The organism is Pectobacterium sp. HCp5_1 (genome assembly GCF_032905925.1).
GTDB classification, from domain to species: domain Bacteria; phylum Pseudomonadota; class Gammaproteobacteria; order Enterobacterales; family Enterobacteriaceae; genus Pectobacterium; species Pectobacterium brasiliense_A.
In genome coordinates this window covers 236,057-261,944 of record NZ_JAUMIO010000004.1, presented here as the reverse complement: position 1 = coordinate 261,944, position 25,888 = coordinate 236,057, and the positions used below count along the sequence as shown (strand labels likewise).

Annotated in this window: 21 protein-coding genes and 1 pseudogene; 7 read left to right on the top strand and 15 right to left on the bottom strand. The window is 55.3% G+C overall.

Features of this window, described 5'->3' with window-relative positions; translation table 11 throughout:
- The 4 genes and pseudogenes from Q3A88_RS05340 to Q3A88_RS05325 all read right to left on the bottom strand — a co-directional run.
- Positions 1-154 (bottom strand): transposase (locus Q3A88_RS05340; protein ID WP_275158932.1); only part of this gene is annotated, 154 nt, incomplete at its 3' end.
- Positions 155-225: 71 nt separating this feature from the next.
- Positions 226-444, bottom strand: a pseudogene (gene tnpA / locus Q3A88_RS05335) (IS200/IS605 family transposase); the annotation flags it as partial.
- A gap of 179 nt (positions 445-623) precedes the next feature.
- Complete coding sequence (locus tag Q3A88_RS05330) at positions 624-2,990, bottom strand: glycoside hydrolase family 31 protein (RefSeq protein ID WP_317177541.1); 2,367 nt, start codon at positions 2,988-2,990, stop codon at positions 624-626.
- A gap of 34 nt (positions 2,991-3,024) precedes the next feature.
- On the bottom strand, positions 3,025-4,335 hold the full coding sequence (locus Q3A88_RS05325) for an MFS transporter (RefSeq protein ID WP_014915704.1): 1,311 nt from the start codon (positions 4,333-4,335) through the stop codon (positions 3,025-3,027).
- Between the two features lie 320 nt (positions 4,336-4,655).
- On the opposite strand from Q3A88_RS05325, the gene Q3A88_RS05320 reads away from it, so the two are divergent.
- Positions 4,656-5,726, top strand: a complete 1,071-nt coding sequence (locus tag Q3A88_RS05320; protein WP_317177540.1) for a LacI family DNA-binding transcriptional regulator — start codon at positions 4,656-4,658, stop codon at positions 5,724-5,726.
- On the opposite strand, the gene Q3A88_RS05315 is transcribed toward Q3A88_RS05320, so the two are convergent.
- The gene (locus Q3A88_RS05315) at positions 5,717-6,619 is read right to left on the bottom strand and encodes a LysR family transcriptional regulator (RefSeq protein ID WP_233991114.1); all 903 of its coding nucleotides are present in this window, start codon (positions 6,617-6,619) and stop codon (positions 5,717-5,719) included. The genes Q3A88_RS05320 and Q3A88_RS05315 overlap by 10 nt on opposite strands.
- 170 nt (positions 6,620-6,789) lie before the next feature.
- Here Q3A88_RS05315 and Q3A88_RS05310 point away from each other — a divergent pair, with 170 nt between their 5' ends.
- The 4 genes from Q3A88_RS05310 to Q3A88_RS05295 all read left to right on the top strand — a co-directional run bounded on the left by Q3A88_RS05310 (position 6,790) and on the right by Q3A88_RS05295 (position 14,735).
- Positions 6,790-9,102 (top strand): FdhF/YdeP family oxidoreductase, encoded by a 2,313-nt coding sequence (locus tag Q3A88_RS05310; RefSeq protein WP_233991113.1) that lies wholly within the window; start codon positions 6,790-6,792, stop codon positions 9,100-9,102.
- 237 nt (positions 9,103-9,339) lie between these two features.
- The gene (locus Q3A88_RS05305; RefSeq protein ID WP_317177539.1) at positions 9,340-11,274 is read left to right on the top strand and encodes an exoribonuclease II; all 1,935 of its coding nucleotides are present in this window, start codon (positions 9,340-9,342) and stop codon (positions 11,272-11,274) included.
- 58 nt (positions 11,275-11,332) lie between these two features.
- Positions 11,333-12,250, top strand: coding sequence for an aldo/keto reductase (locus tag Q3A88_RS05300; protein WP_317177538.1), 918 nt, complete (start codon positions 11,333-11,335; stop codon positions 12,248-12,250).
- A 421-nt stretch (positions 12,251-12,671) separates the two neighbouring features.
- Positions 12,672-14,735: a carbon starvation CstA family protein gene (locus Q3A88_RS05295; RefSeq protein ID WP_317177537.1), complete on the top strand. Its 2,064-nt coding sequence runs from the start codon at positions 12,672-12,674 to the stop codon at positions 14,733-14,735.
- Positions 14,736-14,921: 186 nt separating this feature from the next.
- On the opposite strand, the gene araD is transcribed toward Q3A88_RS05295, so the two are convergent.
- Complete coding sequence (araD, locus tag Q3A88_RS05290) at positions 14,922-15,617, bottom strand: L-ribulose-5-phosphate 4-epimerase (RefSeq protein ID WP_039503289.1); 696 nt, start codon at positions 15,615-15,617, stop codon at positions 14,922-14,924.
- A gap of 334 nt (positions 15,618-15,951) precedes the next feature.
- Between araD and osmB the strand changes: the two genes are divergently transcribed.
- Positions 15,952-16,167 (top strand): osmotically-inducible lipoprotein OsmB, encoded by a 216-nt coding sequence (gene osmB, locus Q3A88_RS05285; protein ID WP_010276685.1) that lies wholly within the window; start codon positions 15,952-15,954, stop codon positions 16,165-16,167.
- 58 nt (positions 16,168-16,225) lie between these two features.
- Here the strand turns inward: osmB and yciH are convergent, their stop codons facing one another.
- The 4 genes from yciH to Q3A88_RS05265 all read right to left on the bottom strand — a co-directional run bounded on the left by yciH (position 16,226) and on the right by Q3A88_RS05265 (position 18,972).
- A complete protein-coding gene (yciH, locus tag Q3A88_RS05280; RefSeq protein WP_039288973.1) occupies positions 16,226-16,561 on the bottom strand; it encodes a stress response translation initiation inhibitor YciH in 336 nt (111 codons plus the stop codon).
- Entirely contained in the window at positions 16,558-17,301 is a 744-nt protein-coding gene (gene pyrF, locus Q3A88_RS05275; protein ID WP_317177536.1) for an orotidine-5'-phosphate decarboxylase, read from the bottom strand. The genes yciH and pyrF overlap by 4 nt, the downstream gene beginning before the upstream one ends.
- A gap of 183 nt (positions 17,302-17,484) precedes the next feature.
- Complete coding sequence (lapB, locus tag Q3A88_RS05270; protein ID WP_014915715.1) at positions 17,485-18,654, bottom strand: lipopolysaccharide assembly protein LapB; 1,170 nt, start codon at positions 18,652-18,654, stop codon at positions 17,485-17,487.
- Positions 18,655-18,666: 12 nt separating this feature from the next.
- Complete coding sequence (locus tag Q3A88_RS05265) at positions 18,667-18,972, bottom strand: LapA family protein (RefSeq protein WP_010276674.1); 306 nt, start codon at positions 18,970-18,972, stop codon at positions 18,667-18,669.
- Between the two features lie 251 nt (positions 18,973-19,223).
- On the opposite strand from Q3A88_RS05265, the gene Q3A88_RS05260 reads away from it, so the two are divergent.
- Positions 19,224-20,168: a sugar-binding transcriptional regulator gene (locus Q3A88_RS05260; RefSeq protein ID WP_014915716.1), complete on the top strand. Its 945-nt coding sequence runs from the start codon at positions 19,224-19,226 to the stop codon at positions 20,166-20,168.
- Positions 20,169-20,254: 86 nt separating this feature from the next.
- Here Q3A88_RS05260 and Q3A88_RS05255 read toward each other — a convergent pair whose 3' ends face one another.
- From Q3A88_RS05255 to Q3A88_RS05235, 5 genes are all read right to left on the bottom strand, one after another.
- A complete protein-coding gene (locus tag Q3A88_RS05255) occupies positions 20,255-21,253 on the bottom strand; it encodes a sugar phosphate isomerase/epimerase family protein (RefSeq protein ID WP_010276669.1) in 999 nt (332 codons plus the stop codon).
- 115 nt (positions 21,254-21,368) lie between these two features.
- Positions 21,369-22,859, bottom strand: a complete 1,491-nt coding sequence (locus Q3A88_RS05250; RefSeq protein ID WP_317177545.1) for an FGGY-family carbohydrate kinase — start codon at positions 22,857-22,859, stop codon at positions 21,369-21,371.
- A gap of 2 nt (positions 22,860-22,861) precedes the next feature.
- Positions 22,862-23,806, bottom strand: a complete 945-nt coding sequence (locus tag Q3A88_RS05245; RefSeq protein ID WP_317177535.1) for a transketolase family protein — start codon at positions 23,804-23,806, stop codon at positions 22,862-22,864.
- Positions 23,799-24,629 carry a transketolase gene (locus tag Q3A88_RS05240; RefSeq protein WP_039288981.1) on the bottom strand — a complete coding sequence of 277 codons (831 nt, stop codon included), beginning with the start codon at positions 24,627-24,629 and terminating at the stop codon, positions 23,799-23,801. Before Q3A88_RS05240 ends, Q3A88_RS05245 begins: the two co-directional genes overlap by 8 nt.
- A gap of 161 nt (positions 24,630-24,790) precedes the next feature.
- Positions 24,791-25,888: an ABC transporter permease gene (locus tag Q3A88_RS05235; RefSeq protein ID WP_039481026.1), complete on the bottom strand. Its 1,098-nt coding sequence runs from the start codon at positions 25,886-25,888 to the stop codon at positions 24,791-24,793.

The following is a 25,888-nucleotide window of genomic DNA, read 5'->3' as shown; positions in this document are numbered from 1 at the left end:
CCTCAGGCACCTCCATACCGCCATACTTCTTACGCCAGGTGTAAAACGTGGCATCGGAAATGGCGTGCTTGCGGCAGAGTTCACGGGCGGATACCCCGGCTTCAGCCTCGCGGAGAATACTGATGATCTGTTGGTCGGAAAAACGCTTCTTCATGGGGATGTCCTCATGTGGCTTATGAAGACATTACTAACATCGGGGTGTACTAATCAACTGGGAGCAGGTCACGATAGCTTCGGCGGTATTTTTACCAACAGATGCACATGATCTATTTGCACATTTAACTCAACTATCTGAATTTTTAGCTGTTCACTTAGGATCCAGATTTGCCGATAGACTTCTTTGCCTACATTACCCTTTAGTATTCGGAAGCGGCATTTAGGTGTCCAAACGATATGATATTGACAATGCCACAGCACGTGGGAAGCTTTTTGAAACCTGCTCATGTTTAATCTCCTTATCAGTTGTGGGGACAACAGATAGGGATTTTGGCATGGGGAGGTTTTTGCAGGCAGAGCCAAAACCAAGCCGATAACCACGTCCACAGGACGTGGTTTTTAGTTAGCAATAAAAAAACGCCCCGGTAAACAATAATACCGGGGCGCAACAGGAAGAAATAAAACGATTATTGGTGTTGATAGGTCGTCGTACGAACGCCGTTAATGTACAGATGACGCTGCTCGCCCGCCGGCAGGCGTAGCGTCGCGTGTCGCCAGGCGGGCTGATACCGCCCTTCCGATGTAAACGTCACGTCAATCCGTTGGCTATCCGTGCGGATTTCCCAGCGCAGCCACAGCGCGTTTCCTTCACGCCATTGCCACGTCTCACCATCATCTTCAAACAGCAGCCCGCTGTCCGTGCCGCCAGCGACAGGCGGGAAGAGCAGGAATTCACGCTGATCATCTTCATGTGGGCTGACGTGTGCCGTTCGCCCCGCCAGCGGGATCATCGCGCCCGCGCGGACCAAAAGCGGAAGGCGCTCCAGCGGGGCATCCAGCACAATCGTCTGTCCGCCGCTGAACCACTGGCCGGAATGAAAATCGTACCAGCCTGACGTATTCGCCGGCAGGTACACCGTGCGCTGGCGCTGCCCCGCTTCCACTACGCTGGCGACCAGAATGTCTCGTCCCAGCATGAAATCGTCGGTTTCTGCCAGCGTCGCACTGTCCTGCTCGTGGTCGAGGAACGTCGGGCGCAGCATCGGCTCATCGTCCGCACTGGCCTGCCACAGCAAGGTGTAAAAATACGGCAGCAGACGGTAACGAAGCTCAATGGCGCTACGTATCGCAGGCGTTACCGCGGGATACATCCACGGTTCGTTCACCGTATGGTCGTCATTCCAGGAATGAATGGTGAAACGCGGGTGCATCACGCCGTTTTGAACCCAGCGCACAAAAAGCTCGGCGTCCGGCTTATCGCCCGAAAACCCGCCGACGTCGTGCCCGACATTAAACAGGCCGGACAGGCTCATCCCGATTCCCATCCGCGTGTTGTAACGCAGCGTCTGCCAGTTGGTGCGGTTATCGCCGCTCCAGGTCTGCACATAGCGCTGCATTCCCGCACAGCCGGAACGCGAAATCAAATAAGGACGTAGCGTCGGCGCAAAGCGCTGCTGCGCCTCCAGCGAGGCGCGCATCATCAACAGCGGCATCAGCGGGCGGATATGTTTGATCGCCATCGTTTCGCCGAATCCGTGGCAGCGGGCTTCGCCATCCCAGACTTCATATTCGTTATTGTCATTCCACGTTGAATCAATCCCTTTCTCCAACAACTGCCGGGTGACGTTCTCCTGCCACCACGCCACCGTTGCCGGGTTGGTGAAATCAAGGTGCGAACCTTCATCGTCCCAAAAGCTGGAACGCTCTGGTGCATCGGATTCGGAATCGCGGATAAACAGACCCTGCGCCGACACTTCTTCATATTTCGGGTGATCTTGCAGTAAACAGGGTTTGATATTGGCAGCCAGCTTGAGGCCCGCATCGTGGAAGGCCTGCGACATCACCTCCGGCTGAGGGACTTTGTCGTAGTTCCAGTTAAACACATAGCGCTTATTGTTGATCGACGTGTAGCCCGAGGAGAGTTGGAACGAATCACACGGAATGTTGTGCTCTCGGCACAGCGCGATAAATTTCATCAGTTGCTGCTGCGCGTCCGGTGCGTCGGTGTAATGCATGGTGGAACCGCTGTAGCCGAGGCTCCACTTTGGCCCAAAGAGCGTTTTCCCCGTCAGGCGAACGAACGCTTTCGTTACATCCAACACACGCGGCCCGATGAACAGGTAATAATCGAGATCGCCCGCCTCCGCCTGATAGCGCCGATAAGCCAGATGATAGTTATCGATTTCATTGCCGAGATCGAGCCAGGTCGTGCTCAGATTATCGTAAAACAGGCCAAAGCTGACATCGTCACGCCGAGTAATGGTAAAGGGAACATGCTTATACAGCGGATCGGTGCTCGCCGCGTTGTAGCCCATCGCATCCAGATTGCGGAACTCAAACCGGCGTCCTGTGCGCTCCAGATCGCCCGCCTTCTCGCCCAGACCGTAATAACGCTCCGTTGGGAAACGGCGCTGATAGTGCGCCACGCCGTCACCGTGTGGATTCAACAGGTAGGCGCTGGTGGGGCGATCGGCGGCAAACGGCTGCCATTCCCCCTGTTCATTGAGGTACTCCCATGCCAGCCACAGCGGCTGATGAATCGTAATGCGCATCCGCGCGGTGCTGATACGCAGCGCATCGTCCAGTTGTTCCAGCGAGAATCCCGGCAGGCTGAAACCATCGCTGCTTTCGCGGCGGCGTCCCTGCCAGGGGACATCCTGCTGCGGCGCAATGCTCCAGGTGCGGTTCAGCTTCAGCTCACCATGCTGTTTAACCAGCACGCGAGCCAGCATCGGTTCCAGCACGTACAGGCGAAACACATGCTTGTCGTCCACCAGCAGCTCAACATGGTCAGCGCTCTGATGGCGGAACACCCAATTTTTCAACGTTTTCATACAGCGTCCTTTTCAGGAAAAAATAAATGAGCCGTTATGCCTGCGACCGCGTTTTCCCACGACGTTCAGCTATAAATGCAATCAGGAAAATGGCACCGATCAGATCGAAGAAGCCCATCGCGACAAACAGCGGGTTAAACCCAATTTTGTCGGCGGTGACGCCAATCAGCAGCGAGAACAGGAAGCTGGCAATCCAGGCAAATGAACCGCGCATCCCGTTCACGGTTGCCATCTGCCCTTTATCGAACGATTCCACCACCAGTGCGCTCAACATGCAGGAAATCACCTGATGGCCGAACCCACCGATGGAAATCAGCAGAATCGCCACCCACGGATCTTTACTGACGGCGACCAGCGCCAGCGACAGCATGAGAAACGCGCCCGTAACCGAACTCGCCACAATCGAGTTGACACGCGAGCAGCCGAACCAGCGAACGTAGAGCCGGGTGAGGTAACCGCTGGCAACGCTGCCGAGATCCGCGGCAAGGAACGGCAGCCACGCGAACATCGCAATTTGTTTCAGATCCATCCCGCGTTCATTCGCCAGATAGAGCGGCACCCAAAAGCTGAGCACGGCCCACGCGGGCTCCGCCATAAAGGCTGGAATCGCGATACCGTAAAAGCGTTTGTTTTTTGAGACCGTTTTCAGTGCGGTGAAGAAAGGCAGTTTGACCGGAGGCGCCTCATTGTCCTGACGGATGAAATCCAGCTCCTCTCGGCTTAAATTCGGGTGATCTTCGGGGTTGTGGTAGAACAACCACCACAGCGCCACCCACAGCAGCGCCAACCCACCGGTGAACATAAACGCACCCTGCCAGCCCAGATAGGCATGCGCCACAACGATAATCGGCGGTGCCAGCATCGCACCGATAGAGAAACCGACACCGGCCCACCCTGCCGCAATCGGGCGTTCCTTTTTAGGGAACCACTCGCCCAGCGTTTTGGCATTCGCCGGTGTCGCTGCCGCTTCTGACGCGCCCATAAAGAAACGCAAGATCGCCAGGTGCAACCAGCTTCCCGCACCCGCGTGGAAGATACACATCAGCGCCCAGATCACCGCGCAGATCATAAAGCCCATTTTCAGACCGATGACATCGATCAACCAGCCGCAAATCGGCTGGAAAATGGTATAGGCCAGTTGGAATGCACCGACAATCCAGGAATATTGCTCGGTGGTAATGCCCATACTGGTTTTCAGTTCCGGTGCCAGAATGCCCAGCGAATTACGGGTGATGTAATTCACGGTAACGCCGAGCAGGAACAGGCTCAGCACCCACCAGCGCAGGTTTCTGAATGTCCGTTTACCTTTGGTAGCGATGGAGGACGAATTGATGTCGAGACTCATGGTGACTCCTTTACAGGAAAGTAGGGTTACATTGGTCTGATATCTCGACGGCATTTTTGTATTTATAGCCTATCGAACAATCAAACCATTTTCATATCATTGTATTTATTGAGTTAAATCCTGTTTTACTGCCTCTAACCACTGAAATTGGTTTACCAAATCGAGAGTAGAACAATTGAAAATCGTGAAACACTCACTTTTTTGAAAACATTTTCATGCTATGGTCAAAATGCAGACAAAACCCTGCTTATAGCGCCTGAAAACAGGTAACAGATAGCTATGAAAACTTTGTCATTTTTGAAGGTGAACGGGATCACAAAATGAAAGGAAACCTGAAAATACGCGAAATTGCGCAGCGGACCGGCTACTCGATCAGTACGGTTTCACGCGTGCTATCTGGTCAGTCCAATACCAGCGAGCAAGCAAAAGCAGACATTCTCAACTGCGCCCGCCAGTGCGGCGTACTGGCCGATCTCGCCAACGGCCGTCTGCTCCTGAACGGACTCACTATCTTCGCCCCACCGCGCGCTTTTGATATTCGGTCCGACATCTTCTACCACAAGGTGGTACAGAGCATCATTGATGCCCTGAAACCACACGATGTGCGAGTGCGCTACTGCGGGCTGGAGGAAAATGACAGCGATGCGGCGCTATTTTTAGACAAAATGCGCGATCCGGCCACGGAAGCGGCGCTGCTGATTGGCATCGACGATCCCTATATTCACGCGCTGGCGGCGGACAGCGGTAAACCCTGCATATTGATTAACTGCATCGATCGTAAGATGCGATTGCCGGGTGTGGCCCCCGCACACCGTTTGATAGGCGAGTTTTCCGCCCACTATCTCTTCGAGCAAGGGCACCATACCGTGTTGACGCTGCTGTGCCTGCGTCGCTACACGATGGAACTGCGTCTGGACGGGATTCGGGATGCCTACCAGCACCATAATCTGCCGTTTTCCTCTGAGGACAATTTACTGGCGTTGGATAATTTCAGCACGACGGATGCCGAACAGGCAATGACGGCCTTTTTAACCCGCTGCCCGCAAGATAAATGGCCTACGGCTATTCTCGCAGGCGGTGATTTCATTGCGGTCGGGGTGGTCAATGCTTTGACCAAAGCAGGACTGCGCGTGCCGCAAGATGTCTCGGTGATGAGTATGGATGGATTCAATCTGTCAGCCATTCACGACGTCCCGCTCACATCGGTACATGTGCCGCGTGAGGCGCTGGGCGAAGAGGCCGTCAGGCTGTTGCAATATCGCCTGATCCGCCCCGAAGCCCCTCTAGGAAATCTGCTACTAAACGGTACGCTGGTGGTTCGCCAGTCCGTAAGACGGCTGCGCGCCAGTAAATCAGTGGCGCCGATACAGGATGAAAGCCTTTACGACTGATCCTGCAACCACACCTGCGCCGCGTCAAAGAAGTTCTGCGCCAGCGGCGTCGCTCGGCCAGCCTGGGCGACAACAACAGCCGCACGACGACGCATCGGCGGAAATTGCAGCGGCCGCAGCATTAATGCAGGCGTCATGTCCGGGATCAGGCTGCCGTTGGGCACAATGCCGCATCCAAGCCCGACATAAGCACTTTGGATCAGTTGCAGAACAGAAGAACTTTCCACCTTGACCCACGGCGAGATGCCCATTTCACGGAAATGGCTGTCCAGATAGCGACGGAAGTAGCGGCTGGCCTCCGCCAGACAGAGCGGAACCTCAGAAAGCGCAGCGAGAGGCAGCGGTGTATCCCCTACCATCTGCGGGAAATGGTGCGGATGGAACAACAGATCAACGCCCTGCTCCGTCAGCGGCGATGCCTGAAAGTGCAGCTCCTGTAGCGTCGAAAACTCAAAAAAGCCGATGCCGACATCCACCGAATGGGCATTCAGCGCCTCCAGCAACTGATCCGCACTGAACAGCGAGATTTGAAAATCCAGCTGCGGGTAAACTTTGTTCACCGCCGCCAGCAGGCTTGACAGCGCGATACTGCTTTGCGGCACCGCGCCGATGCGTAATACGCCGCTCACACCGCGTTTCAGCGACGCGACTTCCAGCTTTAATCCCTGATAAACCGAGACGATTTCCCGCGCCCAGGCCAGCACGCGTTCACCTTCGGCGGTAAAGCCTTCAAAATTGTTACCCCGATTGATTAACGCCAGATCCAGCTCCCGCTCCAGATTTTTCAACCGCATGGAGAGCGTTGGCTGACTGACAAAACTGGCTTCCGCTGCCCGGCCAAAATGGCGCTCTTTCTCCAGATTGCACAGGTATTGCAGTTGCTTAATATCCATCGTCAGACTCTGTAGTGGGTAAGCCCGGAGTATATACCGATAAACCGCCTCTATCCCACCATAGCCGCATTTGATTAGACGCGATCGCCGACGGCACCTAAACTTTCCTCAAGAGCAAATATTTAAAATTTTGTTCACATAAAAAAAACATCATCACCTGCGGAACGTCTATGAAATTCAAACCATCCATCAAGCCATACCGCAATGCGGCTGGCGGCTGGGGCTCGTTGGAAGCCACCACGCGCTTTGTTCTCGACAGCAAGCAAGCGCTGAAAAATATCCGAAACTTGTTGCGGGTCAATAAATCGAAAGGATTTGACTGCCCCGGCTGTGCCTGGGGTGATGACAACAGCAGCACGTTCAGCTTCTGTGAAAACGGCGCGAAAGCGGTCAGTTGGGAAGCGACGCGCAAAGCGGTCGATCTGGATTTTTTCGCCGCCCACAGCGTCACGACGCTACGTCAGCAAAGTAACTATTTCCTTGAGTACCAGGGCCGCTTAACCCACCCGATGCGCTACGACCGTGCCAGCGATCGCTATGTCCCTATCGACTGGAATGCGGCGTTTGCGCTGATCGCTCACCATATCGGTAACATGGCACACCCTAATCAGGTGGAGCTTTATACGTCTGGCCGTGCCAGCAACGAAGCGTCTTATCTGTATCAACTTTTTGGCCGCATGCTGGGCACCAACAATTTTCCTGACTGCTCGAACATGTGTCATGAAGCTAGCGGAATCGGTCTGAAACAGAGTATCGGCGTCGGTAAAGGTACTATCCGGCTGGATGATTTCGAACACGCTGACGCGATTTTCGTCTTCGGGCAGAACCCTGGCACCAATCACCCACGCATGCTGCACAGCCTGCGCCATGCCGCCGATCGCGGTGCGCACGTCGTCTCTTTTAATACGTTACGCGAGCGCGGTCTGGAACGTTTTGCCAACCCGCAGAACCCGCTGGAGCTGCTCACGCCGCTGTCCGGCACCATCAGTGAAACCTACCTGCAACCCAATCTGGGCGGCGATATGGCTGCCGTGCGCGGCATGGTAAAAGCGCTGCTGGAAACGCATCGCCAGCGCCTGTCCGCTGGGGAAACGGGCTTATTCGATCAGGATTTCTTGTCCACGCATACCCAACAGGTGGACGAGTACCTTGCCGTTGTCGACGCCACAAGCTGGCAGAAAATCGAACAACAGTCCGGCCTGAGCGAAGCGCAGCTACGCTATGTGGCAACGATTTATCAGCAGTCGCCGCGCGTGATTTGTACCTGGGCGATGGGGATTACCCAGCACAAACATTCCGTCGCCACCGTGCGGGAAATCGTGAACCTGCAACTGCTGTTCGGGCAGTTGGGGAAACCGGGCGCGGGGCTGTGTCCGGTACGCGGCCATAGCAATGTGCAGGGCAACCGCACCATGGGGATTGATGAGAAACCGACGGCTGCGTTTCTCGATCGTCTGGCCGCACATTATGACTTCACACCGCCTTACGCCGCAGGCCACAACACGGTAGAAGCGCTGGAAGCGATGCTGCGTGATGAGATAAAAGTGCTGATCGCGCTGGGCGGTAACCTCGCCGCCGCTGCACCGGATTCGGCACGCACCGAAGAAGCGCTCAGCCGCTGCGACCTGACGGTGCACATCAGCACCAAGCTCAACCGCAGTCATCTGGTGACCGGCAAAGTCGATGCATTGATTCTGCCGACACTCGGCCGTACCGATCTCGATATGCAGGCCAGCGGCCCGCAGTTTATTACCGTCGAAGATTCTTTCAGCATGGTACATGCGTCACAGGGCGTCGGGCAGCCGCTTTCGCCGTTGCAGCGCTCGGAAACCGCGATTGTGGCCGGGATTGCCAACGCGGTGCTCGGTCATGAAAAGCTCGACTGGCTGGCGCTGGCGGACGATTACTCACGTATTCGTGACCATATCGCCGCGACGATTCCCAACTTTACCGATTTTAATGCCAACTGCGACCTGCCGGGCGGATTCTATCTCGGTAACGCCGCGGCTGAACTGCACTTCAATACCCTCAACGGGAAAGCGCAATTCAGCCATGCCGCGCTGCCCGATACGCTGTTTCCGCAGCTACAAGGCAGCGATGTGCCCTTTACGCTGCAAACCCTGCGCTCACACGATCAGTACAACACCACGATTTATGGTCTGGATGACCGCTATCGCGGCGTGTACGGGCAGCGGGAAGTGCTGTTCATGCATCCGGATGACATCAGCGCGCTGGGGCTGGAAGACGGCGATCTGGTCGATATCGAAACACTGTGGAATGACGGTATTACGCGTGTCGTCAACGGCTTCAAGCTGGTGAGCTACGCGATTCCGCGCGGCAATCTGGCAGCCTACTACCCAGAAACCAACCCGCTGGTGCCGCTGTCCAGCTTTGGGGATGAAACGCACACGCCGACCTCTAAATCGGTGCCGGTTATTGTTCGTCGCAGTACGCAAGCGGAATCTCTGCTGCGTATAGCCTAAGAACCTGCTCAGTAGGCGGCAACGCATAAACATAAACGACGCTGTCGTGCCGTGAAATCAGTCGCGTGCACGGCAGGTGGATACATTCCAATCAGCGTTGACTTTACTCGGATTTCTCCGCGCTTCTGCTGCCGTTCGGCACCCACGCTACCCCCGATTATTCTTGCCGCCAGCACCCGATTCGAGTAAAACTGTGAGTTGCTAATTGAGCTACTCACAACTGTATTTCTGGACGCTATGTTTCAAGATAATCCGCTGCTTGCACAGCTAAAACAGCAACTTCACTCTCAGACACCGCGTGTTGAAGGTGTCGTCAAAGGAACCGATAAAGGATTTGGCTTTCTTGAAGCTGACGGACAAAAAAGCTATTTCATTCCCCCTCCGCACATGAAAAAAGTGATGCACGGTGACCGGATTACCGCCACCCTGCATACGGAAAAAGAGCGGGAAATTGTCGAGCCAGAAACGCTGATCGAACCCTTCCTTACCCGATTTGTTGGGCGCATCCATAAAAAAGACGACCGCTTATCCATTACGCCTGACCACCCGCTGCTGAAAGATGCCATCCCTTGCCGCGCCGCGCGCGATGTCACGCACGATTTTCAGGAAGGCGATTGGGCCGTAGCCGAAATGCGCCGTCACCCGTTGAAGGGCGACCGTGGATTTCATGCTGAACTGACGCAGTACATTACGACAGGCGATGACCCGCTGGTGCCGTGGTGGGTAACCTTGTCACGTCATAATCTGGAGCGCACGGCCCCAGAGGTTGAAGCGACTGAGCGCCATGATGGCGAACTCGTCCGTGAAGATCTCACTGCATTAAGTTTCGTCACTATCGACAGTGCCAGCACCGAAGATATGGACGATGCGCTGTACGTACAGGAAAACGACGATGGTTCATTGCAATTAACCATCGCGATTGCCGATCCGACCGCGTATGTCGCGGCAGGTAGCGAGCTGGACAACATTGCACGCCAGCGCGCCTTTACCAACTATCTGCCTGGCTTTAATATCCCGATGCTGCCGCGCCCGCTGTCGGACGATATCTGTTCCCTGCGCCCGGATGAGCGTCGCCCTGTCCTCGCCTGCCGCGTGACGATTGCCGCCGACGGTGCGCTGGGTGACGACATTCACTTCTTTGCTGCCTGGATCGAATCCAAAGCCAAGTTAGCGTATGACAACGTCTCTGACTGGCTGGAAAATCAAGGCGAATGGCAGCCGCAAAACGACGCGATTGCTGAACAAATTCGTTTGCTGCACCGCCTCTGTCTGGCTCGTAGCGAATGGCGCACCACCCACGCGCTGGTATTTAAAGATCGCCCGGATTACCGCTTCCTGCTGGGTGAGAAAGGCGATGTGTTGGATATCGTGGTTGAACATCGCCGCATCGCCAACCGTATCGTTGAAGAATCCATGATTACGGCCAACGTCTGTGCGGCCATTGTGCTGCGCGATAAGCTGGGCTTCGGCATCTATAACGTGCATAACGGCTTCGATCCTGCCTCGATCGAACAAGCGGTTGCCGTGCTGGATACCCACGGTGTTCAAGCTGACGCGCAAGCGCTGTTGACGCTGGAGGGCTTCTGTACGCTGCGCCGCGAGCTGGATGCCCAGCCGACGCAGTTCCTGGACAGCCGCATTCGCCGCTTCCAGTCTTTCGCGGAAGTCAGCACCACGCCGGGGCCACACTTTGGTCTGGGGCTGGAAGCCTACGCTACCTGGACATCGCCGATCCGTAAATACGGCGACATGGTGAACCACCGTTTGTTGAAAGCGGTTATCACCGGACAGGCTGCGGAAAAACCGCAGGACGACGTCACGGTACAACTGGCCGAACGCCGCCGTCTTAATCGTATGGCTGAGCGTGATGTTGGCGACTGGCTGTACGCTCGCTACCTCAGCGACAAAGCGGGTACCGATGTGCGCTTCAATGCGGAAATCATTGACGTCACACGCGGTGGCCTGCGCGTTCGCCTGCTGGATAACGGCGCAGTAGTATTTATCCCGTCCTCCTTTATCCACGCTGTGCGCGATGAGCTGGTGTGCAGTCAGGAAATGGGCACCCTCTCAGTGAAAGGCGACGTGGTTTATCGTCAGGGTGATACGCTGGACGTGGTTATCGCTGAAGTGCGTCTGGAAACCCGCAGCATCGTGGCAAAACCTGCCGCCTAAGTGCCATGCCGCCGAGCCATCTCGGCGGCATGCAACCCTCATAACAGGAGTGTTCACGATGAAGAAAATGACAATCGGTACATCCGCGATACAGGCTTCCAACATTGCGTTGGGCTGTATGCGAATGGCGAAGAAAAGCACGAGTGAAGCGGCTGACATCCTCAATGCTTCCGTCGAAGCAGGCATCGATTTCTTCGATCACGCCGATATCTATGGCTCAGGTCTGTCAGAAGAGATTTTCGCCGCCGGTTTACAGAAGACTGCCATCCGCCGGGAATCCATTTTTCTGCAATCCAAATGCGGCATTCGTCAGGGCTTTTTTGACTTCTCTAAGGCGCACATCATCGCGTCCGTCGAAGGTAGCCTGAAACGCTTAAAAACGGACTATCTTGATACGCTCCTGCTGCACCGCCCGGACTCGCTGTTCGAACCCGATGAAGTTGCGGCCGCTTTCGATGAGCTGGAAAGCAGCGGAAAAGTGCGCCATTTCGGCGTCAGTAATCAGAATCCGTTGCAGATTGAGCTGCTGAAGCAATCCGTACGCCAACAGCTGATCGCCAACCAGTTGCAGTTCAGCATCATGCACACGGGTATGATTGATGCCGGCTTTAACGTGAATATGACGAACCCGGCATCGGTGAATCACGATGGTGCGATTCTGGAATACAGCCGTCTGAATACCATGACGATTCAGGCCTGGTCGCCCTTCCAGTACGGCTTTTTTGACGGTGTTTTCCTCGATAACGAGAAATTCCCTAAGCTGAACGCCACCCTTGATCGCATCGCCGAACAACATCGCGTCACCAATACCGCGATTGCCACCGCGTGGATCTTGCGTCACCCTGCCGCGATGCAGGTGATTATCGGCACCATGAGTCCGGAGCGTATCCGTGACATCGCGGCAGCGTCTACCCTGTCGCTCAGCCGCGAAGAATGGTACGAAATTTACCGCGCTGCTGGGAACGTCCTGCCCTAAGAAAGGTTTTGTCTTCAGTACACAAGCCCTGCTTATCCCTTGCAGGGCTTCACATTTTTACCGCATCAGCACGTTAGCCATTGTTTGCTCTTTAAATTTCTTTACAGAAATTCACCTTCGCTCACATTTTCTCACCCCATTCCCTTCTCTTCGCCATTAAACCCACTATTGTTAAATTGCATTAACACCCGCGCTATATACCCCAAATAACTCGAGTTGCAGGACAAAACGTTGACGTTTTGAACAATGCAAAGCATTGGCCCGCGAGGGCGAGGCTCATTATGAGTCTCGTAACGCGGCAAACGCATGAATCCCCAGGAGCTTACACAAGTAAGTGACTGGGGTGAGTAAGAGAAGCCAACGCACATGCAGCTTGAAGTATTACGGTATACCTTTTCTGAATAACGAAGGAGCCGTTGTTATGAGTAACGTAAAGAGCATTGTGATCTGGCTGCTAGTCGGCCTGGCGGGCGCCTTTTCGTTCGCCACGCTGGCGCTAAGCCGCGGTGAACACGTCAATGCCGTGTGGTTGGTTATCGCGGCGGTATCGTGTTACAGCATCGCCTATCGGTTTTACAGCCTGTTTATCGCCAAAAAAGTTTTTGAGCTCGACGATCGCCGACTGACACCGGCGGAGCGTCATAACGACGGTCTGGATTACGTTCCCACCAATAAATGGGTCCTGTTCGGCCACCACTTCGCCGCCATCGCCGGAGCCGGGCCGCTGGTTGGGCCGATTCTCGCCGCACAGATGGGCTTCCTCCCCGGTACGATCTGGATCTTGGTCGGCGTCATGCTGGCGGGTGCCGTGCAGGATTTTCTGGTGCTATTTATCTCAACCCGCCGAGACGGTCGTTCTCTGGGGGAGATGGCAAAACAGGAACTGGGCACGTTCGCGGGTATTATCACCATGCTTGGCGCGCTGGGCGTGATGATCATCATTCTCTCGGCGCTGGCACTGGTCGTCGTTAAAGCGCTGGCAGGAAGTCCGTGGGGATTGTTCACCATTGTCGCCACCATCCCTATCGCGCTCTTCATGGGCATTTACATGCGTTTTTTACGTCCGGGCAAAATCGCTGAAGTGTCTATCATCGGCTTTGTACTGATGATGCTGGCGATTGTCTACGGCGGTAACATCGCGGTACACCCTTACTGGGGGCCGTTCTTCACGCTGAAAGGCACGTCGCTCACCTGGATTCTGGTGATTTACGGCTTCGTGGCCTCAGTCCTGCCCGTTTGGCTGCTGCTGGCACCGCGTGATTATCTCTCTACGTTCCTGAAAATCGGGGTCATTGTCGGGTTGGCTTTCGGTATTGTGTTTGCCATGCCGGAAATGAAAATGCCTGCCGTTTCCCGTTTTATTGACGGCACCGGCCCGGTCTTCTCCGGTACGCTGTTCCCCTTCCTGTTTATCACCATCGCCTGCGGCGCGATTTCCGGCTTCCATGCGCTGGTTTCCAGCGGCACCACGCCGAAGTTGGTTGAACGTGAAAGCCATATCCGCTTCATCGGCTATGGCGCAATGTTGATGGAATCCTTCGTGGCGATTATGGCGCTGATTTGTGCCTCGGTTATCGAACCGGGTATCTACTTCGCCATGAACTCACCGGCCGCCTTGATCGGCACCACGGTTGAGAGCGCCTCGCAGGCCATCAATAGCTGGGGGTTTGTGATTACCCCGCAGGAATTGAGCACGATTGCCCATGACGTTGGCGAAGCCTCTATTCTTTCCCGCGCCGGCGGTGCGCCGACCTTCGCGGTGGGTATGGCCTACATCATCACCGAAATCTTTAACAGCCGGGCGATGATGGCATTCTGGTATCACTTCGCGATTCTGTTTGAAGCCCTGTTCATCCTAACTGCCGTTGACGCCGGGACGCGCGCCTGTCGTTTCATGGTGCAGGATCTGGTCGGTATTGTGATTCCAAGACTGGCGAACAGCCACTCCTGGCTTGGGAATTTGGCCGGTACAACCGTTGCCGTTTCCGGTTGGGGGTTCTTCGTCTATCAGGGCGTGATCGATCCGCTCGGCGGCATCAACACGCTCTGGCCGCTGTTCGGTATCGGTAATCAGATGCTGGCCTCGATGGCGTTGATTCTCGGCACCGTGGTGTTGTTTAAGATGAAGAAACAGCGCTATGCGTGGGTGACTATCGTGCCTACCGTCTGGCTGTTTATTACGTCGATGACGGCAGGTTGGCAGAAAATCTTCCATGAAAAACCGAGCATCGGCTTTCTGGCTCAGGCAAAACGCTTCGCGGCGGGTATTGAACAGAACACGCTGATTGCACCAGCCAAGTCGATTAAAGACATGGAAACCATCGTCTTCAGTAATCAGATCAACGCCGCACTGTGCGGGTTCTTCATGCTGGTTGCGGTGACAATGCTAATTTCCGCCTTCTTCGTCATTCGTCGTGCAATGAATAGCGATGTCCCAACGGCAAAAGAGAGCCCCATTGTCTTACGAGACGGCGCTCAGCCTTAAACGCCACTGGCGTAACCCCTTCGATCCCTCCCTCGCGGAGGGATTTTTATGCTGGCGGCCACCCTTAAGAATTTAGCACGGAGCTTGTGCCGTTCAGGAGCGAGGTCATCAAGCCCCACAAATAACACGAGCGCCGCATTGACGGCGCTCGTGTCTTAAAGGGCATGAGGAAGAAATCGCTGCGGTTTATTGTCCGTAATACGCGTTCTTACCGTGCTTGCGTAAGTAGTGTTTATCCAACAGCGTTTGCTGCATCTCGCCCAACTGAGGCGTTAGCTGGCGTGAGAAAATCCCCATATAGGCAAGCTCTTCCAGAACAACCGCGTTGTGCACCGCGTTGTCTGCATCCTTCCCCCACGCAAAGGGACCATGCGAGTTAACCAATACGGCAGGAACATCCACCGGTGAAATGCCACGCTGGCGGAAGGTTTCGACGATCACCCTGCCCGTTTCCCACTCATAGCGTCCGTTGATTTCCGCATCTGCCATCAGACGCGTACAGGGAATAGGACCATAAAAGTAGTCCGCGTGCGTCGTTCCCCAGGCGGGGATATCTTTGCCCGCTTGCGCCCAGATCGTGGCATGGCGGGAATGGGTATGCACAATACCGCCGATCTCGGCAAATTCCAGATACAGCACGCGGTGGGTATCGGTATCTGACGACGGTTTCTTCGTCCCCTCCACCACTTTGCCGCTTTCCAGCTCAACGACAACCATATCCTCCAGCGTCATGGCTGAGTATTCCACGCCGGAAGGTTTGATCACCATCAGGCCGCGCTGTCGATCGACCGCGCTGACATTTCCCCAAGTAAACGTCACCAGATTGTGCTGCGGCAAGGCCAGATTGGCGTCCAACACCTGTTTTTTTAGCGTTTCTAACATATCAGCCTCCCCTCGGCGCGATGACACCATTTTCGCGGCCTGACGAGCTGGTCGCTATGGGCTAAATCGCTAAAGACCTAGCGGTGTTCTGCTATGGGAAAAAGAAAGAGACACCCCACATAATTGAGCAAAAAACAGCCAGCTTTATCAATTGTTGCTATCGTTAACATAACGCTGGGGAATTAAGAGTTTTTACCTGTTGCAGTTTTTTCCGATGATTATACTTGTCATCAAGCAGTAAAAGGCCGGTTTCTTTATTTAATACCGTAAAAAGCACGTTGTTCGATATTTTCCTCACAAGAAACGTGAGGCCAAGAGCAGAAAGGGGAATAAAATGAAATTAAACAAACGTTTTGCGACAGCCGCGCTTGCCATTACGCTTGCTGTAACGCTCGCGGGCTGTTCAAACATGTCCAAACGTGACCGTAATACCGCGATTGGTGCCGGTGCGGGTGCAGTCGGTGGGGCTATCTTAACGGATGGCGGAACATTAGGAACGCTGGGCGGTGCCGCTATCGGCGGGCTGATTGGCCGTCAGGTCGATAAATAACGAATTCGTGAGCAGCAGGTTCACGGGAGTAAACCTGCTGCTTTTATCTTTATATCCTTTAGCCGCCAGCCAGCTTAACCTTCATGCCTTTCGCTTCCAGAAGCTGTTTTAGCAGGTCGCGTTTATCTCCCTGAATTTCGATCACGCCGTCTTTCACCGACCCGCCGCAGCCGCATTTTTTCTTCAATTCAGCCGCCAACTTATCCAGTGCAGCATCGTCAAGATCGAGACCGCTAATCAGACATACGCCTTTTCCTTTACGTCCACTGGTCTGACGCTGGATACGCACGATGCCATCACCTTTTGGCCGAACGACGCGTTCTTCTTCCGGCTTAATTCGTCCGGTTTCTGTGGAGTACACCAGTTGGCTATTCTCGTCGCGACGCAGGCTCATGATGCCGCACCGTTTAACAATGAAGCGCGAATCTCACGCAGCGTCTGTGCCGGATCCGCCGATTGGGTGATCGGACGTCCAATCACCATATAATCGACGCCAGCCTGCTGCGCCTGAACCGGCGTCATGATGCGGCGCTGATCGCCAACGTCGCTGCCAGCGGGACGAATGCCCGGTGTGACCAGCTTAAATGCCTGTCCGCATACCTGCTTCAACCGCTGCGCTTCACGCGCGGAACACACCACGCCATCCAGCCCGCTGTTATGCGTTAACACCGCCAGTCGTTCCGCCTGCTCCGCCGGGCTGACGGTAATGCCGAGCCCGCGCAGATCGTCTTCGTCCATGCTGGTTAACACGGTCACGGCAATCAGCAGCGGTGCATCGTTACCAAACGGCACTAGCGATTCTTTCGCCGCTGTCATCATGCGTGAGCCACCGCTGGCGTGGACATTTACCATCCACACACCAAGATCGGCGGCGGCCGCAACGGCGTGAGCGACGGTGTTCGGAATATCGTGGAATTTCAGATCGAGAAACACATCAAAGCCGCGCTGTTGTAGCGTCTGCACGAACTGTGGGCCAAATAAGGTAAACATCTCTTTGCCTACCTTCAAACGGCAATCCTGCGGATCGATACGGTCAACAAACGACAGCGCCGCCTGCTGACTGGCATAGTCCAGCGCGACCACAATCGGGGAGGATACCGTTTGATTCTCTTGCTGTAGATTCTCGTTTTTCATTCGTCACCCAGTCTCTTGCGAAGCCAAAATTCCCGCCGCATTCTACATGCCCCGCCCCTGAAATCCCAGCCGCCTGAAGACCAATGCGATTAAAGACGCTGGCTGGCACCGAAATCACATGTAGTTATTAGTATGTTGTAACTAAAATGCACTAAAACAACATCAGCTCGATATCGTGAAACGTTACTGGCCGTCGAGCCCACGGATCGGCTTGATGCTAGCCCAGGTGCGGCAGGAAGGACATTGCCAATAGAGCGATTGCGACGTGAAACCACATTTGCGGCAGCTATAGCGGGGCTTAGTGCGAATCTGTTCGCCGACCATGTCACGCAATCCCTGCAGATTCTCTTTTGTTCGTCCGTCTTCCGCTTCATGCAGGTGAAAATCCATCAGGCGATGGAACACGCGCATCGTGGGGTGGCGTTGAAGCTGGCGGTTAATATAAGCCTGTGCCACCTCGGCCCCCTCTTCTCTTTCGAGGATGTCGGCCAGCATCAATTCCGCCGTCGCACCGGTATTTTCTTCTACGCAGCGTCTGAGGAAATTCGCCCAATCCAAAGGCTTATCTAAATGCTGATAGCACTCTTGCAGCATCGGCAGCGTTTCGCTAACCAGCTCTTTATCCTGCTCGAGAACCTGTCGCAAGGCTTCCACGGCGCGTGAATAATCCTGCTGCGCCATGTAGATGCGACCCATCATGATAGACGCACGGGCACACTGACTGTCCGCCGTCGCCCCTTTTTTCAGGAGCGTTAGCGCCTTATCCAGATCGTCGCTGCCCATCGCCAACAGCGCCAATTCACAGTAAAAATGCGCGATGTCCACGCGAAGCTGGTCTTTTCCCATCTTGACCAGTTTTTCCGCCACATCAATCGCCGTCGGCCAATCGCTGGTCGCCTGATGGATCTGCAAGAGCTGCTGCAAGGCGCTGCGTCGAAAATCTTCTTCATCCACCAACTGGTTGAAACTTTCTTCGGCGCGGTCATACAGCCCTGCGGCCATATAGTCACGGCCCAGCTGTTGCACCGCCAGCAGGCGCTGTTCAAAGGTTAACGATGCGCTTTCGGTCAGCGCCTGATGGATGCGAATCGCACGGTCAACTTCGCCGCGCGAACGGAACAGGTTGCCGAGCGTGAGGTGGGCTTCAAAGGTGTTGCTGTCATCCTTGAGCATGTCGAGGAACAGCTCAACCGCCTTATCCTGCTGATTGGACAACAGGAAGTTAACCCCGGTGACATACTCTCGGGACAGGCGGTTGGATTCCTGCTCTTTGTCCTGCTGCGCACTTCTGCGACCCATGTACCAGCCGTACGCGGCGGCCACGGGCAGCAACAGAAACAGCAGTTCTAACATAGAGAGAATTCCTTAGTGGGTGACCGTCTGCACTGGCGCCACGTTCTCCTCGGTGGAGGTAGAAAGCTGTTGTTCCAGACGCTTAATTTTACGTTGTGCACGGCCAAGCGCAATGCGCTGACGCAGATAAAACAGACCACAGATAACCCAGCCAAGGGCAAAACCCAGGGCAAACAGCGTGGCAAGCAGTGTGGAGATACGATACTCCCCCTGTGCCAGCAGGTAGTTAAATGTCACAACCTGATCGTTGTGCGCACCCAGTGTGACAGAAATGATGAATATCGCCAGCACGAGTAAAAAAATCAGCAAATATTTCACATTGTCCTTCCTGTGATATCCAGTAACCGGATGAATTATGCCAAATTTTGGCGACAAACCCCATTAAATTACCATGTCCGGCGCAGACAGGGAAATCACGGCGTCAACCCGATGTTTTGTCGCCGCACTTATCACCACACTTCCACTGTACAAAAGTCAAAAACAAGAACCGTGCTCCGCTGCCGTCTGCGCTTGTTATTTATTCTGTGCTGAATAAAAATGACAGCAGCAAGTCAGCAAGGGGAAAAGTCATGTCAAAGCAGGACGAACAGCGATTATTGGTCAAGATCGCTACGCTCTATTATAGCGAAGGGATGAAACAAGCAGAAATTGCCGCCTCACTCCATTTGTCACAGTCTTTTGTCTCCCGCGCTATCACGCGCTGTGTTAAAGAAGGTGTGGTCAAAATCAGTGTAATTCAACCCCCGAACATGTTCATGGGGCTGGAAGCGGCGATTCAAAAGCGCTACGGCATCGATCAGGCTATCGTGGTGGATGTCGCCGATAACGCTACACTGGCGCAAATCAAGCAGGCGATTGGCTCTGCGGCCGCCCACTACGTCCAAACCAGTATCCGCCCTGACGATCTGGTTGGTATCTCGTCCTGGAGCAGCACGCTACGGGCGATGGTGGACAGCCTGCATCCGCAAAGCGTCAAGGCTCAGGGCGTCATCCAACTGTTGGGCGGCGTCGGACCGAATGGTAATGTGCAGGCGACGATCCTGACGCAAACCTTAGCCAATCAGCTCAGTTGCCCCGCTTACCTTTTGCCCGCGCAGAGTATCGAACGATCGGTGGAAGATCGCGCCCGTTTGGTGACCAGCGATGAGGTTTCCAGCGTGGTTGATAAATTCAGCGAGGTGAGTCTGGCGCTTGTCGGTATTGGCGTGCTGGAGCCCTCGCAACTGCTGAAAAACTCCGGTAACTACTATCACGAAGCGATGTTGCAACAGCTGGCCGAACGCGGTGCCGTAGGCGATTTATGCCTGCATTATTACAACGCGGAAGGCGAACCGGTGTTGCAGGACGATGAAGATCCGGTGATTGGTATGGCGCTGCCACAGCTGCGTCAGTGTCCGCGCGTGGTGGCGTTAGCGGGCGGCGTCGAGAAAAGTGCCGCGATTCGCGGTGCCTTAACCGGGCACTACGTTGATGTATTGATTACCGATCGATTAACCGCTGAGACGTTGATCTAACGTACTCACCACTCGTGGTGAGCAATAAGAGTAACGTCAGGCGCGGAATGCTTCCCCTGCTCCGTGCCTGACGAATCGTGGCGTGATTACTCGTTAACGTTAATGGATGACAGCAGCGCATCCTGCACAATCCGCTGCGCCTGTAACGGATTTTGCGCTTCCTGCGCCGCCTGAAGCGCCGGGATATCCAGCTTGTCCAACGCGCGATAGATGTGTTTCAGGAAACGGATAGACAGCTGTGCCGCCTCAACGTGGTTCTCACGGAACGGGAACTGATCGAGCTGCCAGACACCCTGCCAGTTGTTGATTTTCAACACGTAGAAAAATTCGAAGATCTCGGTCATATGCACGGTGCCGACCACCAGATCGTCATCCCAGCCGCGCAGGTTGTCGTTCACATCCATGCCGAACAGACGACCGCGATCGATAATCAATTGGGCGGAATCGGCCGGTGATTCGCCGCCATACAGCGCATGCCCGAAGTCCAGCAGCACGCCGACGTTATCCAGCCCGATATCTTCAATACCCAGCAGCGTTCGCGCGGCAGAATCCCAGGTCATTTTCACGCGCGGCTCACGCGGTTTGTACTCGATAGCGAATTTCACATCGGGGTTAGCCCCCGCCAGATCGCGCATGCCGTCCACCGCCAGCTTCCACAGGTTTTTATGGCTGACCTGGAACGGGTAATCCCAGCCATCCTGACCCGGCCAGACTTTGACATAATTCGCGCCGAGTTCGCGCACAATGCCCGCAGATTCGTGCATTAATTCAAACGCCGCCGCTCGGGCCGCAGGATCGGGGTTGGTAAAAGCACCGCGCGACCACTTTTGCAGATAAATTTCTGGCGTGATACCAATCGCCTTCAGTCCCGCATCTTTCAGCGCATCTTTCACTTCGCTGAGCGTCACGCCCGGCGTGAAGGGATAAGGCAAGTCGACATAGGAAAGTTCGCCGACCTCTTTCGCTGCTTTGATCTGATCGATCGTGCTCAATGCTGGGCCATAGCCGTCCACCGCGTAGCGGTCGATATAATTCGCAAAATGCCACAAACCGGCACCAAATTTAGGGTAGTTATACGTTGCCATAAAAGTCACCTCATTGATTTCTGATGGTATTGAGCTGCTTATCTTTTCTTTCGTATCGGATAGGTTCGTACTGCTAACATTTCTTACTGCTAAAAATGGTTATGGTTAAAAATGGTTATGGCTCGGGCCGCAGGCGTGCACGCGCTACCGCCGTGCGCCACTGTTGATAGCTCTCCAAAACCCCGTGGTTTGTCGTCGACGGTTCGATGACCTCCACTTCTCTGGGCAGCGCGGCGACCTGTTCGTTGTGCTCCCACCACCCCAGCATTTTCCCGCCCAGATAAGCCGCTCCCAGCGCCGACACTTCCGCGTTATGGTTGCGAATCAACGGGCGCTGCAAGAGGTCGGCCTGAAACTGCATCAGCCAGCGGTTTTGTGTCGCGCCGCCGTCAACGCGTAGCGCGGGTAATGCGGCCTGCGATGCCTGTTCCATCGCAAAGAAGACGTCGGCAATCTGGTACGCGATGGCTTCCAGTCCTGCACGGGCGATGATGGCAGGCGTGGTGGCATCGCATAATCCACACAGCAGGCCACGCGCTTGCACATCCCAATAGGGCGCGCCCAGCCCGGATAACGCAGGAACAAAAAAGACGCCTTGATTAGACTCGGCGCTGAGCGCCAACTCGGTAAGTTGCGTAACAGAAGGGATGCCCAGCATCTGACCAATCCAGGCAAATCCCGACCCGGTGTGGGTAATGTTGCCTTCCAGTGCGTAGCGCAGTTCGCCATCGTGCCAGGCAATCGTGGTGCTAAGCCCTGCGGCCTGTTGATGCGGCGTGTTGATGGTAGTCATCAGCGACGAGCCGGTGCCGTATGTCGCCTTGATTTCACCGCTTTGGGTGATGCCCTGCCCGTACAGCGCTGCATGAGAGTCACCAATCAGCGCCACAATCGGTACGCCAGCGGCAAGGCCGCTGATGCCCGTCACGCCGGTGTGACCATGTAACGCCGAGGACGGCGTGACGGCAGGCAGGCACACGCTGGGAATCCCGAACAGCGCCAGCAGATCCTCATCCCAGCAGCCGCGGTGGATATTGAACAGTTGGGTTCTTGCCGCGTTGGAATAGTCGGTGGAATACGCTCGCCCACCGCTAAACTGCCAGTTAAGCCAGCAATCCACTGTTCCGATGCACAACTCACCCTGCATCGCCCGAGCGACACCGTCCGGTAATTCCGACAGCATGGCGTGCAGTTTGGCGGCGGGAAAAAGCGGATCGACCTGTAGCCCGGTACGGGATTCGATCAGACGCGCCTCTGCACTGCCCTGCAATGCCTGACAGAATTTCTCGGCGCGGCGATCCTGCCAGCTGACCAGCGGCGTCAGCGGCTTTCCGGTTCGCCGGTCCCAAATCAGCACCGACTCACGCTGGTTACTGATCGCCACGCCCACCACCTGAGCCCGGTGTAATGACGACAGACAGGCTTCTGCCGCCTGACAAACCGCATGCCAGATCGCCATCGCGTCCTGCTCGGCTCTGCCCAGCTGCGGGTGCGTCACCTGCAAAGCGACTGCCGCCTTAGCCAGAATGCGCCCCCGCTCATCGACGGCAATCGCCTTGGCGTTCGTCGTCCCTTCATCGATTGCCAAAATAACCGGCGTAAACATCATCAGCCTCCCGGGCAAATACGCAGTGCTGCGTTGACAATGCCCGTCGCGTCCAGCCCGTGATGCGCTCGCATCGCGCTCCGATCGGCGGCAATCGCGTATTGACCATCGGGAATTCCCAACCGCACAAGAGGAATTCCGCTGCCCGCTTCCGCCAGCACTTCCGCTACCAGACTGCCTGCACCGCCGTTGACGTTATGTTCCTCGACTGTGATGACTCGAGGTGTTTCACTCAGAATTTCAAGCAATTGCTGAGTATTGCACGGGCGGATAGAGGAAAGATTAACCACCGTAGCGGAAAGTCCTTTTTCTGCTAATAATTCAGCCGCCGTCACAATTTCATGCACGGTCGACCCCAGCCCGACCAGCGTGATATCGCGACCTTTGCGCAGCACATCGATCTGCCCCGGCACAAAGCGATACCGCTCATCGTGCAAGGCAGGCAGCGGTTTCCCATCTAGGCGGATATAGACTGGCCCCTGATGTTCAAACGCATAATCGATAATCTGACGGCACTCTTCCGGGCTGGACGGCGCATAGATCTCAATATTGCCAAACCCTCTCAGCACCGCGATGTCGTCAATACTGTGGTGCGTGCTGGCGAGCGGACCATAGCTACAGCCCGCATTCAGTCCGAATAGCTTGACGTTGCTGTTGTTGTAACAGACGTCGACTTTGAGCTGTTCATTCGCTCGGGAGATCAAAAACGGTGCTGCGTTACAGGTCACTGCAATCTTGCCGCCGATGGACAGCCCTACCGCCGTCCCCACCATGGTTTGTTCTGCGATTCCCACGTTGACGATACGGTCGGGGAAACGCTGTATGAACGGTGAAATCTTCGCCGTAGAGGTCGAATCCGCCAACACCGGAACTAAATCAATCCCCTGTTCGACGGCCTTGATGAACTGCTCGACCATGACGGTTGCCAGATGCTCTGCGTTACTCATCTTTTAGTTCCTCCAGCGCCAGTGCTATTTCCTCGCCTTTCGGCACCCGGTGATGCCATTCAGCCCGCCCCTGAATAAAGGACACGCCTGCGCCTTTTTCCGTATTCGCAATCACCACATTCGGTTTGCCGTTGCGTGGCAAGTTCTCCAGCGTTTCCACCACCGAGCGCATGTCATTACCCGCGCATTCTGTGACCTGTAGGCCAAAAGCCTGCCACTTTTCCGCCAGCGGATCGGTGTTCATGATGGAGCAGGTCGTTCCCGCCAGTTGCAGCTTGTTCTTGTCGTTGATGATGATCAGGTTATCCAATTGGTAATGTGCCGCCGCCAGCGCCGCTTCCCAGTTACTGCCTTCCGCCAGCTCACCATCCCCCGTCAGGACAAACACCCGACGCGGGCTGTTATCGCGCTTCGCCGCCAGCGCAATGCCGACGGCAACAGGCAGCCCGTGCCCCAGCGCGCCAGTGTTCAGTTCAATCCCCGGCGTTTTGTGCTTGACCGGATGCCCCGGCAAATGCGAGTCGGGGTGCTGATAGGTCTCCAGCCACGCTTCTGGGAAATAGCCCGCTTCCGCCAGACAGCAGTAATAGCCGCCGACCGCATGACCTTTTGACTGGATGTAAATATCCCGCTGCGGATCCTGAAGGCGATCCGGTGCACAGTTCAGAATGCGAAAATACAGCGCCGTCAGTATCTCAACCTGTGACAGATCGGCACCCGTGTGCCCGCCAGCCGGGCTATTGGCATTCAAATGAATAATGCGGCGACGAATGGCGCGGGCTTTGTGCGTCAGCGCCTCCACCGACAATGCGTACGGATTCATACTTCACCTCGCTTGAATTTTTACTCAAAAACGAATATTTATTCGCATCAAATCAAAAAAAATTGCGCTCAAATCGGGCCTCGGTATGCCTACCGACATCGTTCTCGCCACAACTCAACGCCCGTGCTAGTTACGCTTAACCTGCTGCTATCTACGCTAAACTATGTCCCTTCCGCCGCGGCCTTCTGTGACACAATGGCGGCCTTGTGCTGCATACGGTTTTGCATCTGGTCGATAATCACCGCCACAATGATGACGATGCCTTTAATCACCATCTGCCAGAATTCACTTACGCCCATCATCACCAGCCCGTCGGCAAGAATCCCGATAACAAACGCGCCAATCAGCGTGCCCAGAATCGTGCCGCGCCCGCCTGCCAGCGACGTTCCGCCGAGCACCACAGCAGCAATCGCGTTCATTTCAAAGGCAGTGCCCGTTGCCGGATGGCTGGCGACCAGTTGAGAGGACACCACGATGCCCGCGATAGCCGCGCAGAAGCCGGAAATGGTGTAGACCCAGACTTTGACCTGACGCACTTTGACGCCGGAAAGTTCAGCGGCACGCTCGTTGTCACCAATCGCATAGACATGACGGCCGAACGGCAGGCGGCGCGCCACGTAGGCAATCACCACAGCCAACACCAGCATCAGCCAGATGGCCAGCGGTAATCCCAGGATCGTGGCGGAGCCGATCAGCTCAAAACCGGTGTTGCCCAACTGCGGGTTACCGCCCAAGCCGGGGAACGTCTCCCCACCGGAAATCAGCATCGATGCCCCACGCACGATGTACATTGTTCCGAGTGTGCAGATAAAGGGCGCAACGTTATACCGCGTGATGATCCAGCCGTTGATGGCACCAATGAGCGCGCCAATCAGCAGCACGACAGGCACGATGACCCACACGCTGGGGAAAATCGCGACGCCGAACATGGGCAGCACAATTCCCTGAGTAATCATGTAGCCCGCCACCATGCCGCACAGCCCTAACGTGGCACCGATTGACAGGTCAATCCCGGCGGTGATGATGACAAACGTGATCCCCAGCGCCAGAAACGCATTGATGGCAATGTGCTTCACCATGATGATCAGGCTGCCTGTGGCCAAAAATCCGGGCACCGTGAAGGCAAAGAACCCCAGAATCAGGAACAGCGCGATAAACGTGCGCAGCCTGAGAATCAACAGCAGGATGCTCTCTCGTGAGCGTACAAACTTACCCGGTGATAGCGCGCCTGACGCCGCCGGAAGGTGAGTCGTTTTCAT